This is a genomic window from Pseudomonas sp. ok266, assembly GCF_900110195.1.
GTDB classification, from domain to species: domain Bacteria; phylum Pseudomonadota; class Gammaproteobacteria; order Pseudomonadales; family Pseudomonadaceae; genus Aquipseudomonas; species Aquipseudomonas neuropathica.
The window spans coordinates 403,427-417,580 of sequence record NZ_FOCU01000007.1; the positions used below are offsets into that span (position 1 = coordinate 403,427).

16 protein-coding genes and 1 pseudogene are annotated in these 14,154 nt (G+C 55.6%); 8 read left to right on the forward strand and 9 right to left on the reverse strand.

The window, feature by feature from the left end:
- The first annotated feature begins 20 nt into the window (after positions 1-20).
- The 4 genes from BMY54_RS15775 to BMY54_RS15790 all read left to right on the forward strand — a co-directional run bounded on the left by BMY54_RS15775 (position 21) and on the right by BMY54_RS15790 (position 5,278).
- Positions 21-977: an ABC transporter ATP-binding protein gene (locus tag BMY54_RS15775; protein WP_093434324.1), complete on the forward strand. Its 957-nt coding sequence runs from the start codon at positions 21-23 to the stop codon at positions 975-977.
- A 6-nt stretch (positions 978-983) separates the two neighbouring features.
- On the forward strand, positions 984-2,222 hold the full coding sequence (locus tag BMY54_RS15780) for a serine hydrolase domain-containing protein (protein WP_093434327.1): 1,239 nt from the start codon (positions 984-986) through the stop codon (positions 2,220-2,222).
- Between the two features lie 244 nt (positions 2,223-2,466).
- Complete coding sequence (locus tag BMY54_RS15785) at positions 2,467-3,648, forward strand: hypothetical protein (RefSeq protein ID WP_093434330.1); 1,182 nt, start codon at positions 2,467-2,469, stop codon at positions 3,646-3,648.
- A gap of 256 nt (positions 3,649-3,904) precedes the next feature.
- Positions 3,905-5,278 carry an aspartate aminotransferase family protein gene (locus tag BMY54_RS15790; protein WP_093434383.1) on the forward strand — a complete coding sequence of 458 codons (1,374 nt, stop codon included), beginning with the start codon at positions 3,905-3,907 and terminating at the stop codon, positions 5,276-5,278.
- Positions 5,279-6,222: 944 nt separating this feature from the next.
- Here BMY54_RS15790 and BMY54_RS15805 read toward each other — a convergent pair.
- The 6 genes from BMY54_RS15805 to BMY54_RS15830 form a co-directional block, all read right to left on the reverse strand.
- Positions 6,223-6,558, reverse strand: a complete 336-nt coding sequence (locus BMY54_RS15805; RefSeq protein WP_093434332.1) for a TusE/DsrC/DsvC family sulfur relay protein — start codon at positions 6,556-6,558, stop codon at positions 6,223-6,225.
- Positions 6,555-6,848, reverse strand: a complete 294-nt coding sequence (gene tusB, locus BMY54_RS15810; protein WP_093434334.1) for a sulfurtransferase complex subunit TusB — start codon at positions 6,846-6,848, stop codon at positions 6,555-6,557. The genes BMY54_RS15805 and tusB overlap by 4 nt, the downstream gene beginning before the upstream one ends.
- Positions 6,848-7,204 (reverse strand): sulfurtransferase complex subunit TusC, encoded by a 357-nt coding sequence (tusC, locus tag BMY54_RS15815; RefSeq protein WP_093434336.1) that lies wholly within the window; start codon positions 7,202-7,204, stop codon positions 6,848-6,850. The genes tusB and tusC overlap by 1 nt, the downstream gene beginning before the upstream one ends.
- Position 7,205: 1 nt before the next feature.
- Complete coding sequence (gene tusD, locus BMY54_RS15820; RefSeq protein ID WP_093434386.1) at positions 7,206-7,598, reverse strand: sulfurtransferase complex subunit TusD; 393 nt, start codon at positions 7,596-7,598, stop codon at positions 7,206-7,208.
- A 171-nt stretch (positions 7,599-7,769) separates the two neighbouring features.
- Positions 7,770-8,474: a YoaK family protein gene (locus tag BMY54_RS15825; protein ID WP_093434339.1), complete on the reverse strand. Its 705-nt coding sequence runs from the start codon at positions 8,472-8,474 to the stop codon at positions 7,770-7,772.
- Between the two features lie 25 nt (positions 8,475-8,499).
- On the reverse strand, positions 8,500-8,829 hold the full coding sequence (locus BMY54_RS15830; RefSeq protein ID WP_093434389.1) for a DUF6388 family protein: 330 nt from the start codon (positions 8,827-8,829) through the stop codon (positions 8,500-8,502).
- A gap of 134 nt (positions 8,830-8,963) precedes the next feature.
- Between BMY54_RS15830 and BMY54_RS15835 the strand changes: the two genes are divergently transcribed.
- Positions 8,964-9,314 carry a hypothetical protein gene (locus tag BMY54_RS15835; RefSeq protein WP_093434342.1) on the forward strand — a complete coding sequence of 117 codons (351 nt, stop codon included), beginning with the start codon at positions 8,964-8,966 and terminating at the stop codon, positions 9,312-9,314.
- Between the two features lie 119 nt (positions 9,315-9,433).
- On the opposite strand, the gene BMY54_RS15840 is transcribed toward BMY54_RS15835, so the two are convergent.
- Positions 9,434-9,859, reverse strand: coding sequence for a GNAT family N-acetyltransferase (locus BMY54_RS15840; protein WP_093434345.1), 426 nt, complete (start codon positions 9,857-9,859; stop codon positions 9,434-9,436).
- A gap of 147 nt (positions 9,860-10,006) precedes the next feature.
- Between BMY54_RS15840 and BMY54_RS15845 the strand changes: the two genes are divergently transcribed.
- The 3 genes and pseudogenes from BMY54_RS15845 to BMY54_RS15855 all read left to right on the forward strand — a co-directional run.
- Positions 10,007-10,444, forward strand: coding sequence for a hemerythrin domain-containing protein (locus BMY54_RS15845; protein WP_093434348.1), 438 nt, complete (start codon positions 10,007-10,009; stop codon positions 10,442-10,444).
- Between the two features lie 221 nt (positions 10,445-10,665).
- A complete protein-coding gene (locus tag BMY54_RS15850; RefSeq protein WP_093434351.1) occupies positions 10,666-11,301 on the forward strand; it encodes a lytic polysaccharide monooxygenase auxiliary activity family 9 protein in 636 nt (211 codons plus the stop codon).
- A 43-nt stretch (positions 11,302-11,344) separates the two neighbouring features.
- Positions 11,345-12,346, forward strand: a pseudogene (locus tag BMY54_RS15855) (chitinase); the annotation flags it as partial.
- 126 nt (positions 12,347-12,472) lie between these two features.
- On the opposite strand, the gene BMY54_RS15860 reads toward BMY54_RS15855, so the two are convergent.
- Complete coding sequence (locus BMY54_RS15860; protein WP_093434357.1) at positions 12,473-12,892, reverse strand: DUF6896 domain-containing protein; 420 nt, start codon at positions 12,890-12,892, stop codon at positions 12,473-12,475.
- Positions 12,889-14,154 (reverse strand): RHS repeat-associated core domain-containing protein (locus BMY54_RS15865; protein ID WP_177344587.1); only part of this gene is annotated, 1,266 nt, incomplete at its 5' end. The genes BMY54_RS15860 and BMY54_RS15865, both read right to left, overlap by 4 nt.

Consider the following 14,154-nt stretch of genomic DNA (forward strand, 5'->3'; position numbering starts at 1 on the left):
TCTTGAAAAGGTAAACGGCTATGAATAACAACAAACAGCCCGCGCTGCTGAGCGTCAATCAGTTGCACAAAACCTACGCCAGCCGCGACGGCCTGGTGACCGCCATCGACCACATCAACCTCGAGGTAAAGGTCGGCGAAACCGTTGCGCTGGTGGGGGAATCCGGTTGTGGAAAAAGTACGGTTGCCGCGACCTTGCTCGGTCTGCTGCCAGCCGACAGCGGGCAAATTCTGGTCGAAGGTCGGCCGCTGCCCATTGATGCCAGAGAGCGGGGCAGAAGCTTGAGCATGGTATTCCAGAATCCCTACGCCTCGCTGAACCCGAAAATGAAAATCAAGGCGATTGTTGCCGAGCCGCTGAAGGTTGCCTTTGGTTTGCGCGGTGCTGCGTTGCACGAACGCGTTCTTGCGCTGTTGGGAAGTGTGGGGATGGGCGAGGAGCACATGGAGCGCTATCCCCATGAGTTTTCCGGAGGCCAGTTGCAACGTATCGCTATCGCCCGGGCGCTGGCCATGGAGTCGAAACTGCTGGTTCTCGACGAGCCTACGGCGGCGCTTGACGTATCGGTACAAGCCCAAGTGCTGCAATTGTTGAAGACGTTACAGGCCAACAATGGCCTGAGCTACCTATTCATCAGTCACGACCTTGCGACGGTCGAGTATCTGGCGCAGCAAGTGCTGGTGATGTACTTAGGGCGCATCGTCGAAGCGGGACCTGTAGCGCAGGTGTTCGGGAGACCACGTCATCCATACACTCGCGCGCTGCTCAATTCGGTGCCCTCCATCGACCCGGAGCGTCGAGACCAATTGCAAATTCTGAGTGGCGAGATCCCTAGCCCCTTGAACCGGCCTGCAGGGTGTCATTTCGCGCCTCGTTGTCTGCGAGCAAGCGATCGTTGTCGCCAAGAGGTTCCGATCGAGACTCAGGATCACGAACACCGTTTTTCGTGCCACCACCCTCTGAACGATGAGAGCTGAACCCCTATGTACAATAAAAACGACACGACCGCTCCCGGCATCAGTTACCAGGATTTAAAACTGATGCAGGGCTATCCACCGCCCCGGGAAAAGCAAATCGCCCAAAATAACTGGGACAGCCCGCCCTATAACCGCTGGTCGTTCCAACATATGAGCCAGTTATTTCCGGTGGCCTCCATTCATCGCGGCTCCGGACCGGTTACCGAACTTGAGCGCAACGAACGCTCACTGGACGGCGTACGTTTTCAGCGGGTCGACGGTGCGCAAACCGATCTGGCGAGTTTTTTAATCGACAGCTACACCGATGGCTTTTTGGTGCTTCAAAAGGGCCGGGTGATTTCGGAACAATATTTTAACGGTATGCAGCCACACACTTTGCATCTGCTGCAATCGGTATCCAAAACTGTCGTCGGTAGTCTGGTTGGCAGGTTGATCGGCCAAGGCAGAATCGATCCCCAAGCCCGTGTCAGCCACTATGTGCCCGAGGTTGCGGATCGTGGTTATGGCGACGCCCGGATACAGGATCTGCTGGATATGCGCACAGGAGTCAGGTTCAGGGAGGACTACACCGATCCGGACGCTGAATTCATCCAGTTGGATGTTGCATCGGGTTGGCGTGAGCGCGGTGATCTGAAGTCGCCCGACAGTATTTATGGTTTGTTGAAGTCACTCAATAAAGACCGTGACCATGGACAGTTCTTTGAATACCGCTCTGTGGATACCGACATGCTCGCCTGGGTCTGCGAGCGGGCGTGTGGAGAGCGGCTCCCCGTTTTACTGAGTCGGGAAATCTGGTCAAAACTGGGTGCAGAACAGGACGCGAATATCACCCTCGATTGCGTTGGAACTGCTTTGGCCGATGGCGGGATGAGTGTAACGCTTCGTGATCTCGGGCGTTTTGCCCAAATGTATCTGCAAGGTGGACATTTCAACGGACAGCAAATTGTTCCAGAAAACTTTGTACGGGCATGCGGCCGTGGTTCGACACCGGCTTTTGAAGTCCTTTATGGCTTCTACGTCAAAAGCTTTCCTAACGCGGCCTACAGCAATCAGTGCTGGGTGTTGGACAGTGAACTAGGTACCTATTCGGCACGCGGGGTATTTGGTCAGAGTATTTATTGGGACCCGGCTTCTGAAGTAACAATCGTCAAGCTTTCCAGCTGGCCGGATTTTATCAATCCGGAGTTGACGCTGGACACCTTCCGCGCATGTGCCGCTGTGGTTGAGGAAGTGCAACGCAGTTGAGTAAAGGCTCGCAACTAAATACAGAACCTGCTGGCGGTCACGTATAGCGCTTAGGTGCAAGCGCAACAAGAAGCTAGACCGACAGCGGACCTGAGTTCCGCTGCCGGCTGATCCTCAGGGACGGCCAACAGCTGGGCGCAGCTTGCGTCATCAGCCTTCGGGCATTAACCCATTTCATCCAGACTGCGCTTTGCCGTGGCCGGGATGGTTGTTGCCAAAAATAAAACTTAGAGATGGAGCGACCATGCATTTGAATACCACCCGCGCGTTGCGCACATTGACCCCGCTGGCGTTATTGAGCGTTCTTACCACTCCAACGATGGCGATCCAGGTGACCGACAACCTGGATATCGGCGGTGCCGTCCGGGCGCGTTGGGACTATGACCCAGATCGTGACATCCAGACGTTTAACTTTGATACTGCAATCCTCAGTGCGAAGTACAACTCCGACACCTGGATTGGCGAAGCCAAGTACCGTTTCTACGGTCGAGCTTATCCTTACAAGTACACAAATAATGTCGGTGACGTCCAGTTCGCTGAATTGGCGTGGATCGGCTACAAGTTCAACTCCGATCAGCAGATCCAAGTCGGTTTGAACCAGTTACCGTTCGGTTTGCAGCCATACTTCGGCAGCACGTTCTATCAAACCTTGGGCAGCGTCATGGGGCTGGAAGACATCGAAGAAGTCGGTGCCAAGTACATCCAGCAAAGCGGTGACTGGAATATCCAGGCCGGTTACTATCTGCGGCCTGCCTGGCAGGGCAAAGGTACCAGTAATGGTGAAACCTATTCCAGCGTGGTCTCCGAAGCGGACAGCTACGTAACCGACGGCAGCAACAACCAAGAGCGCAACACAGTGGTACTGCGTTTGGCCAAGGCGCTTGACCTTGGGCCGTGGAAGTCCGAAGTCGGGATCTCTGGCCTTACCTCGACTCTGGAGAACCGCGACACAGACAATAATGGCCGGCGCAATGCTATGGCGGTTCACTACATCGGCAAAAACGGCCCGTGGGGCCTGCAATTGCAAGCCGCACGGCAGCAGATGTCCCCGCGCAACCCCGGCACCGATGAGCTGGTAACTTTCGGAAGTTACGACGGCACCTTCAACGTCGCCAGTCGGGGTAACTTGTACGTCGCGGATGTGAGCTACGACGTCAGTGGCAAGTACCTGTTCGATCAAATCAGTGGCGTAAAACTATACGCCAACTACAGCGCTTTCGATAAATCCGAAAACGATTTCAAGACCTCGCAACGGATGATATTCGGCACCTCGTTCTCCCTCAATAAATTGTGGATCGCTACAGAATGGTTGTACGGAAAGAATGATCCGGTCATCGGCGGCGGTAGCCTGACCCAGAGTCTGGGGGCCGGTGGTAACAACCAGTGGGAAAACCAGCTGTACATGAACATCGGTTATTACTTTTGACCTGGATTTTTTGGCAGCAGCTCTAAAGTCTTCTTTGCGAGCAGGTTCGCCAATAGGTTTAGAAAATCACCGGTAGGCGAACTTTGATTAGTTAATTAAATTCTGACGCCGATTGCGGTGCTTATTCCGTTTTTACTTCAAGGCTCTTGGCAGCTAGTTGTACTAGCTGCGGAGCCTTGTGCGGTTGCTCCTGAATTTAATCTGGGCTTTTACACGGCCCTTGATTTACCGAGTCCTCTCTCACTTCGAGAAAAACATGATGGATTTACTTGCACAAAAAGATATAAAAAATCACCTCCATCCTTATACGGATGCTCGAATTCATGAATTGGCTGGGCCCCTCATTATCGAGCGTGGAGAAGGCGTTCATGTTTATGACAATCAAAATAAGCAATACATTGAGGCGATGTCAGGGCTATGGAGCGTGGCGCTTGGGTTCAGCAACCATCGGCTGATCGAAGCTGCCGAAAAGCAGCTACGTACACTGCCGTTCTATCATGTGTTTTCCAGTAAGGCACACCGTCCCAGCATCGAACTCGCCGCAAAATTGGTTGAGATGGCTCCAGTGCCGATGAGCAAAGTGTTTTTCACCAACTCCGGCTCTGAGGCAAATGACACGGTAGTTAAGCTTTTGTGGTATCGGAATAACGCGCAGGGGAAGCTCTCCAAGAAAAAGATCATCAGTCGGCAGAATGCATATCACGGCGTCACTACCGTAAGTGCGAGCCTCACTGGGCTGCCGGCAAATCAGCGCGGATTTGATGTTCCGCTGCCGGGCTTCCTACATGTTAGCTGTCCACACTTTTACCGATATGGTCGACCAAGTGAAACCGAGGAACAATTCGCTGATCGCCTTGCCCGAGAACTCGATGATCTGATCATCAAGGAAGGGCCTGAGACGGTCGCAGCGTTTTATGGCGAGCCGCTGATGGGAGCGGGGGGAGTGATCGTCCCGCCGAAGACCTACTGGGAAAAGGTTCAGAAGGTTTGTCGCAAGCATGACGTCTTGATTGTTGCGGACGAGGTCATTTGCGGTTTCGGTCGAACCGGCAATATGTTCGGTTGCGAGACCTTTGATATCGAGCCAGACATCATGGTGTTATCCAAACAGCTGTCATCCTCCTATCAGCCCATTGCAGCCATATTGATTAACGACGCTGTCTACCATGACATTGCCGATCAGAGCCATTCGATCGGCACGTTAGGGCATGGCTTGACTGGTAGCGGGCACCCGGTAGCTACTGCGGTGGCCCTGGAAAATCTAAAAATTATTGAAGAGGAGGGGCTGGTTCAACACGCTGCTGAAATGGGGATTATCCTGCGCAATGGGCTTCAGCAGTTTACTGATCATCCAATGGTTGGCGAGGTTCGTGGTGTAGGTTTGATTGCGGCAGTTGAGTTGGTAGCCGACGCGCATACGAAAGAGCCATTTAATTCTGTTGGCAGACTCGGGCGGTATCTGTCCTCTCAGACTCAGGAGCGTGGAATGATAAATCGGGTTATAGGAGATGCGTTGGCATTCTGTCCTCCGTTGATCTCAACGCAGAAGGATATCAATGAAATCCTTGGGATTTTTGAGGCGTCTTTGGATGCGACACACTACTGGTACCTCAAACAGACCGCACAGTAGCTAACACCACACACTTTACGCAGGCCGGAATGCGGAGTCCTCCGGCCTGTCGTTCCCTGCCCGCTTAGCCTTGCCAGTATTTTCAGTTGGTGATAGCGCTCATGTTTCGCACGCCTGTCTTTGCTGAGTACAGTGCTTTATCGGCAGTCCGTCCTAGAGCCTGTATGCTGAAATGAAGAGTCAAAGTCGTCGAAGGAGCCGCCGATGAAAATAACCTGGAAAGTCGAAGTTCGAGAGCGTCACTGACGTCGTATGCGATGTGTGCCGTTGCTCCACCCGCTTGGATACTGGTGGACATCAGTTCGGCACACTGCAAGCACAATAGGGTTATGGCACTACCCACGATGGGGAGCGCTATGAATTGCACCTGTTCGAAGAGAGTTTCTTCCTATCTTTGGCTTAACTTAAGCAGAAACGGCGAAAACAACATCTGATCAATGAGGATGGCCTGGAACTCACCGATAACTTCGGCCTGGTCGCGAAGGATGATTATTTTGGTGACGCTGGGAGCCGATAAATAATCTCCGACCGACTGGTTCAAAGTCGCCGCATTGGGGGGAGCGTTCAATTGGGTCGTCAGTCACCCTGACAGGGCAGCGTGTAAGTCTGGCGAGAAGGCGAGGATACGCGTAGTCGTACAGCGCTCGGCCGGTACCTGGCCAGGATTGTTTGGAGCCGATGTCACCACGGAGGAGGTAGTTGCGGAAGAACTGATTGGCGTGAAGCTCTCTTTGGAGTTCCACAGCAAAATAGGGAACCCTTGGTAAGGTTGTCCGGCGATCACAAAATCTTTGGTTCCTTACACTAACTCCATCTATCTACCCTGTCGTCGAGCAATGAATGTCTGCATGTATTGGATAAAAGCTACCAGTGCGACTCTTATTCCCAACAGTCACATCCACGATTTTAGTAACACATGAAACTAACTGTCGCAAAGCTCCGGGTCATAAGCAATTCGTCGGTTTGGGCAGGCCCGCCAGTTTCGCGGCGAGTTTGGCGGGGGTGCCTTTGAACAGTCGGTTGAGGTGCAGGCTGTTACCTTTGTCCGGGCCGAGTTTCAACGCGGTGTACTTGATCAGCGGCCGGGTGGCCGGGGACAGCTGGAATTCTTTGTAGAAGCTACGCAGCAGTTCGAGGACTTCCCAGTGTTCGGCGGTCAACTCGATCTCTTCGGCGGCAGCGAGGGCGCTGGCAACATCGGCAGACCAGTCGCTGAGGTCGACGAGAAAGCCGTCCTTGTCCAGTTCGATGGCGCGGGCGCCGACGGTCATGGAATTCATAGCCAGCTGTTGACCTTGTCGTGATGGATCGACAACTCGACGAAGGCCGGGTAATCAATGGCCTCAGCCCAGTCCGGGACTTCGATGGCGCGAGCCTGTGCATCTTCGGCCAGAACCAACAATTTGATCTGGCGGTTTTGCAGGGCGGTGAACGGCGCGGTGCCCGGTTGCAGAGCATAGACCGCGTCGCCGGACAGCAACACAGCATCAGCGCTGCCGATCAGGCGCAGGCAACTGGTCAGGCGATCATCGCCGAACGGGGAATGAGACAACACATGCAAAGTCGACATCAGAGGGTGATCACCTGGTCGTAACGGTCAATAAGGGCGGTGATTTGCTCGGCGGCCAGCGGCTGCGCTTCGTCCAGCGACAGAGTGCCGAGGCCACGAGTGCTGGCGCTGTCGGCGCAGTAAAACAGTTCTTCTACACCAAACATTGGCAGTGCCTGCAGGTTGGCGCTGAGGTCTTTCTGTTGCAGGGCCTTGGCGTTCTGCCCGGCGGCGAGTTGCAGCACGCCATCATCGAGAAACAGCAAGCCAATGGGCAGATCGAAGGCGCCGCCGGCCAGTACGATGTCCAGCGCTTCGCGGGCCGCGGGGCCTGACCACGGCGACTGGCGGCTGATGATCAACAGGGACTTGGCCATCTCACGCACCTCCGAAGCAGATCAAGCGGTCAGCGTCTTGTACCGCGTCATGCAACTGACCGAGGCCGGACAATTCCCACGGCGCGCTGACGGAAACGGCGTCACGCTGATAGCGCTTGGCTTCTTCAGCGTTCAGCGCACCACGGCGCAGGGCGGCGGCGATGCACACCACGCCGTCGAGCTTTTGTTCGGTGATGAAGGTGCGCCATTGTTTGGGCAGGTCCAGTTCGTCCTGCGGGGTGACCACCGCGTCCGAAGCGTTGTAAACGCCGTCCTGATAGAAAAACAGCCGGACAATTTCATGCCCGCCGGCCAGCGCGGCTTGTGCAAACAGCAGGGCGCGGCGCGAGGAGGGCGCATGGGCGGCGGAAAACAGCGCAATGGCGAACTTCATGACGGACTCGATCAGCAAAACTGCGGCCATGATAAAGCTTTATCGAGGCTGCCGCGAAACCTTGTAGGAGTGAGCCTGCTCGCGATAGCGGTCTGTCAGTTGGTGAAGATGAAGAATGTGCCGGCGTCTTCGCGAGCAGGCTCACTCCTACAAAGATTTTGTTGTCCTCGGTTAGCGCGGCATATAGCCCAGTTGCCAGCGCCGTGGGATTTTCAGCGAGACCAAGCCGATCACCGCCGCCAGCACACCGCTGACAAACATCGCCTTCAGTCCCAGGTGGTGTTCCAGCACCGCCCCCAGAATCGCGCCGATAAACATCCCGCTCCACGGCACCAATTGCACCCGCCAGCCGCTGCGCCGTTCGCCAAGCATCCAGCGCCCCAAACCACGGCCGAACCGCGACAATGCGCCAGTCACGTAAGTCAGTCCGACCGGCAAGCCGTTCACCTCTTCGACCGACGCGTTGAGCATGCCCATCGCAATGATCGCCGCCATCAGCGCCGGCAGTTGGGTGTCGAATGGCCAGGCGGCCGCCGCACACAGCAGGGTGGCGATACACAGCAGCAACGGCAGCGCCCGGCGGCCACCGAAACGGGCAACGATAACGCCCAAGGCGTTCCCGGCTATAAAAGTGGCGACGAGGATCAACAAACGCAGGGTCAGCCCGATATCACCATCGCTGATCGCCACGGCAAGTCGGGTGGTGTTGCCGCTCATGAACGAGACGAAGTCGCCGCTGGCCATAAAGCCGATGGCGTCGGTCATGCCGGCCAGTACCGAGAGGCCGGCCACCAGCGCCAGACCAATCCGCCCGCGCCACTTCTGAGTGTGCAGATGCCCGGGGCTGGCGCGGTGAGTCGAGGCGGATGGCAGCATCGGTAGAAGTGTCCTTGGGCGGCGGTTATGGTTCTATGCCATACAGATCGCAATATTCCAGCCAGCTCATATGAGCCATTTCTGCGACTTCACGATGCACCTCAAGGCGTTGCGCTTGGTATTCCTCAGGCGTTGCGGCCGTGAGTAGCAGTGTCAGCTCCCAGGCAAACAGACCTTGTTCTTCCGCCTCAGCCTCAAATGCTTCATGCAGTCGCTCTTCACGATACTGCGCCTGAGTTTCGCCTTTGGCCTGAGCCAGTAGCGGGTTGAGGTGGTCGAGGGATTCGCGCAGTTCGGGACGCGCGTCGAGAAATACTTTCAGGGCATGTTCATGTCGCTGGTCGGTAGGCGCCATGTGTTTTCCTTGTGAGGCTGATGACCTTAGGTTGCCGCAGCGGCCTGCGCCTGTCGCGCTATAAATGCAGTAAAGCAGAACGATTCCTGCTGCTGCGATGATACAGTCCGCTTTTTTCTGAATGAGCGAATGCAATGCGAATTCTGATGGTAGCGCTGGCCGCGACACTGCTGGCCGGTTGCGCAGGCTCGGTGATGGACGATGCTCGCACGAAAACCCCGTACAAGGTATTGACGTCGGACAAAGCCGAAAAAGACGTGGCGCGTTGTGTGCAGTTCGGCTGGCAGGACGAAGCGGTGTTTGGCGTGGATGCGGCGGCGTATCTGGAACCGCGTAAATCGGGCGGTACAACGGTGTATACCCGTTCGGCTGAGTCTTTTGTCGATGTGCTCACCGAAGCATCGGGGACGACGCTGAATTACTACGCGCAGAAGGATGATTTTGTCGCCAAGCGCCGGTTGGCGGCGTTGGCGACCTGTCTGTAGGGCCAATGGTCGCGGTGAGGTTCAAGCCGCCTTCGCGAGCAAGCTCGCTCCCACATCGATTCTTTGTCGATCACTCATCCAGTGTGGGAGCGAGCTTGCTCGCGAAGGCGGCGTCACATTCAACCGTTCAGGCGCTTCTGGAAAAAATGCCGCTTGTGCCCCGGCGGATAATCGACAATCTCACCAAACTGGCTGTACCCGAGTTTCTTGTAGAACTCCGGTGCCTGAAAGTCGAACGTGTCGAGCCATGCGCCGATGCAACCTTTCTCCCGCGCCAGCTCTTCGGCCATGCGCATCAGTTTCGAGCCAATACCCTGGCCCCGGCCTGCTTCAGGCACTGACAGCAAATCGATGAACAACCACTGGCAGACCAGCCGGCCATAGAGTCCACCCAGAATCTGATCGTGATCGTCACGCACCAGCAGGGTGAGCGGTTCGGATACCGCGATCCCGGCCTTGGCCACGTTATAGGCATGCAGGGGGGCGAGAATCGCTTGGCGTTCTTCTTCTGTGGAATGTTGTGACAACTCGATGCGCAAGTTCATGCCTGACTTCCTTGTGGTTTGAACCGGCAGCCTATCCTGCCCGGCGGTGATCTTCCAAGCCCCTCTCAACCCGGTGGAACTGCCGCTCACGCGCCGGGGTCTAGCTTTTACAGCGTCATTCCAGCACGCGGTTGATGAGGATCCCCCATGAATATTTTCGAAGCCCTTCGCGAAAGCCATGAGCGCCAGCGTAGCTACGCCAAAACCCTGATCGAAACCAGCGGCGACACCCCGGAGCGGGTCGAGGCGTACAAACAACTCAAAGCCGAACTCCAGGCCCACGAAACCGCCGAAGAACGCCATTTCTACATTCCGTTGATGGAGCTTGACGAGGGTGTCGATCTGAGCCGCCATGCCATCGCTGAACACCATGAAATGGACGAGATGATGGAAGAACTCGACGAGACCGAGATGTCCAGTCCGGCGTGGTTGGCAACCGCGAAGAAGCTGTCGGACAAGGTTCATCATCATTTGAAGGAAGAAGAACAGAAGTTCTTCCAGATGGCCGGCAAATTGCTCAACGAGAAACAGAAAGTACAACTCGCCGGGCAATACGAAAAGGAGTTCAAGGCACAGTTGCCGTGAGTACTGAATGGCAGTTTTTGCAGCATCGGCGTGTAATCTTTTGGCGTCATCTCGGGTGGGTATTATCGTAAAAGACTGTATATGCATCCAGTATTTGCGGTGTTTTGCTGGCCTTCATCCGCTGACTGCGACAAAACCGCCGATGGACAAAAAATTCGCCTCCGTTAGCTTGAAGGCCTCTCCTCGGAAAGGAGAGTTCTTAAATCAACGGAGTGAAAAACATGAATCAACCACAAGCACAAACCCAACTGCGACATGGTCGCGTCATCTCTCCTGCCAGCCGCGGTGCGGTGGCCATTGAGCAAGGACTGCTCGGTGCCTGGCAGGTCAATGAAATGGAAGGCGGGAAAAATTTCCCGGCGCTGGCAGCGGGGCCGTTTCCGGCGCCATACCAGAGCGACTCGGACAGTGTCACGCCACCGGCCGACGGCTACATCCTCAGCGGTGGCAAGAGTGATGCCCGCGACTGCGTTAACTTCACCCATGAAGAAATGAGCAAGAAACTCGGTCGTCCATTCACCTGGCCGCTGCTCAATGTCACCCCGGGAGAAACCCTCGAAATCAAGTGGGAATACACCGCGCCGCACACCACTCGCGGCTATCGCTGGCTGATCACCAAGGACGGCTGGGACCCGAAACAGCGCATCACCCGTGCGCAACTGGAAAGCCAACCGTTCTTCGAGGACTTCTACACTCAGGTGCCGTATTACAGCTACCCGAATGAGCTGAAGGCCAAGGTCAATCACGCGGTGAAACTGCCGGCCAACAAAAAAGGCCATCACGTGATCGTGCTGATGTGGATCGTCGCCAATACCGGCAACGCCTTCTATCAGGCTTTCGACGTCGACTTCAAATAACGGCGCTGCGTCGCCAAACCCACACGTTCTGAAGGATTAGAACATGTCAAAAATCGATTTCTCTTTAGTGCAAAACGCCGCGAGCGATGCCGCGTCGCTGATGCCGAGCATTGCCGGCAAAAAGATCCTCATGGGCTTCTGGCACAACTGGCCCGCAGGCCCGAGCGATGGTTATCGTCAGGGCCGCTTCGCCAGCCTGTCGCTGGAAGAGGTGCCCAAGGAATACAACGTCGTCGCGGTAGCCTTTATGAAGGGCAGCGGCATTCCGACCTTCAAGCCGTTCAACGTTTCCGATGCCGAGTTCCGCCGTCAGGTCGGCGTGCTCAACAGCCAAGGGCGGGCCGTGTTGATCTCCCTCGGTGGCGCCGATGCGCACATCGAGTTGCGCAGCGGTCAGGAACAACCGCTGGCCAATGAAATCATCCGTCTGGTGGAAACCTACGGCTTCGACGGCCTGGACATCGATCTTGAACAGAGCGCGATTGATTTCGCGGCCAACAAGACCGTCCTGCCGGCCGCACTGAAACTGGTCAAGGATCACTACGCAGGCCAAGGCAAGCACTTCATCATCAGCATGGCCCCGGAGTTTCCATACCTGACCAGCACCGGCAAATACCTGAGCTATCTGCAGGCGCTGGAAGGCTACTACGACTTCATCGCCCCGCAATTCTACAACCAGGGTGGCGACGGGGTCTGGGTGCCGGAAGCCAACAACGGCGCGGGCGCGTGGATTGCGCAGAACAACGATGCGCTGAAGGAGGATTTCCTCTACTACCTGACCGAAAGTCTGGTAACCGGCACACGCGGCTTCACCCGCATCGCGGCGGACAAGTTCGTCATCGGCCTACCGGCCAACAACGATGCGGCGGCTACCGGGTATGTGATCGACAAAACCGTGGTCGGGAATGTCCTCAAGCGTCTGGCGATCAAGGGGATACCGATCAAAGGCCTGATGACCTGGTCGGTGAACTGGGACAACGGCACCAGCAAGGATGGCGTGCCGTACAACTGGGAGTTCAGCCGGCGTTATGGGCCGTTGATTCACGGGGTGGGTTCCGTTGAGTCGGGGGTCGATGACAGGCTGTCGCACGTCGCTCGTTAGTTGCAAATAAAGAAGCCCGGTAGCGCTGCCGGGCTTCATTGCTGGTTTGGAATGCGTGCTGGTATGTTTTTATTCGGTTTTAACCAGGACATAAAGATTGTCATTGATCGACATTTTTTCGATTCTGTTTGAAGAAATAAGCTCTTTGAATTCTTTTTCGAGTGTTTTCTTGTCGCAGTATTTTTCATATATATGCGGCCTGTCCGAAGCGTAAATGTAAAGGCGCCATACGTCAAAGCCGTCGATTCTGCTGTTCGAACCGTAATCGAAGTCCACTGATTCTGATGGGAAATGAATGGCGCACCCTACGCCGTGCAGTTCATATTTAATTTCATCAGTTATTTCACCGCAGCGTTCGATTTGCTTGCTCCGCCAGAGTCTTAAAATATTCCGAGTGCCAAATTTTTTTTGTAGTAATTCTGTTCCACTTTCAACTTTTGAAAGAAAGTCAGTTATTAGGTTCTCAAGATTTTTATCGGCTGTTTTCATTTTCTTCTGTGATGCTCCAATCGGTCGTATCCGACATTGTTAGCTGATTCAATGACCTCTTCGATCGTATTAAGTTGTCCTTTATGCTCTCTGATGTTTGTGATCAATTTTATAGTTATTGGCGTTGCTGTTTGTTTTGCAGCTGCTGCACGGTGATGTCCATCTAGAATATAGAAGGTGCCCTGATGTTCTGCTACGTCTATGGGATAGCTGACATCGTAGCCACCCGCTCGCATTTGATCCCTTATTTTTTCGACGTGTTTAGTTGATTTTTTTCCCATAATTGCATGCGTTCGCTTCACTGAGTGTGGGTCAATGCCATGGATTAAGTCCGGTAATTGTGGCTCACTCTCATCAACCTGAGCCCCGTCACTTCCACCCGGCACCTCACACCCAGGCTTATTCGGCGGCGGGCAGTTGGAGTTCAACCCCAACGGATCCACCCACCCCGTCGGATTCGGCACGTACTGGTACTGATTCAAGCCACCGGCCAATTTGATCGGATCCGGCGTCAAATACCGTCCCAACCTCGGGTCGTAGTACCGGTGCCGGTTGTAATGCAGGCCGCTTTCGCCGTCGAAATACTGCCCCTGAAAACGCAGCGGCTGGTTCAGGTAGTCCTCGCCGGCCAGTGTCAGCGTGGCGACTTTGCCGTAGGCGTCGTATTGCGCGGACCAAACGATGTCGCCGCTGTAGTCGGTGAGTTCCTGCGGGGTGCCGAGGTGGTCGAGTTGGTAGTAGAAGGGGCAGGCTTTTTTCGGGCCTTTGCCGTCGAGCAGTGCCAGCGGGCGGAAGGTGCCGGGTTCGTAGACGTAGCTGCGGTATTCGTGTTCGCTGCTTTCGGCGATGAGGTGGTCGCCTTGCCAGAAGAACTCGGTGGTCTCGCCGTTGACGGTTTTGCGGATACGCCGGCCAAAAGCGTCGTACTGGTAACACGCGGTTTGTCCGTCGGGGCGGGTCAGGCCGATCAGGCGGTGCTGGCAGTCGTAGCGGTATTCAGTGACGAGTGTCTGTGCGCGGCCGCGACGTTCGCGGATCAGGTTGCCGAAGGCGTCGTAGTCGTAATGACGATCGCCTTGCATCAGCAAGCGATTGCCCTGGATCTGGCTGGGGCCGGGACGGTCCTGCATCAGCAGGTTGCCGGCCGGGTCGTGGGCGAAGGATTCCGGCAGTTCGTCGCGTGAGTGACGGACGCGGATCAGCCGGTCGAGGGCGTCGTAGCCGTAGGTGCGCTGGCCGTGGCGGCTGTCGGCGATGTGCGC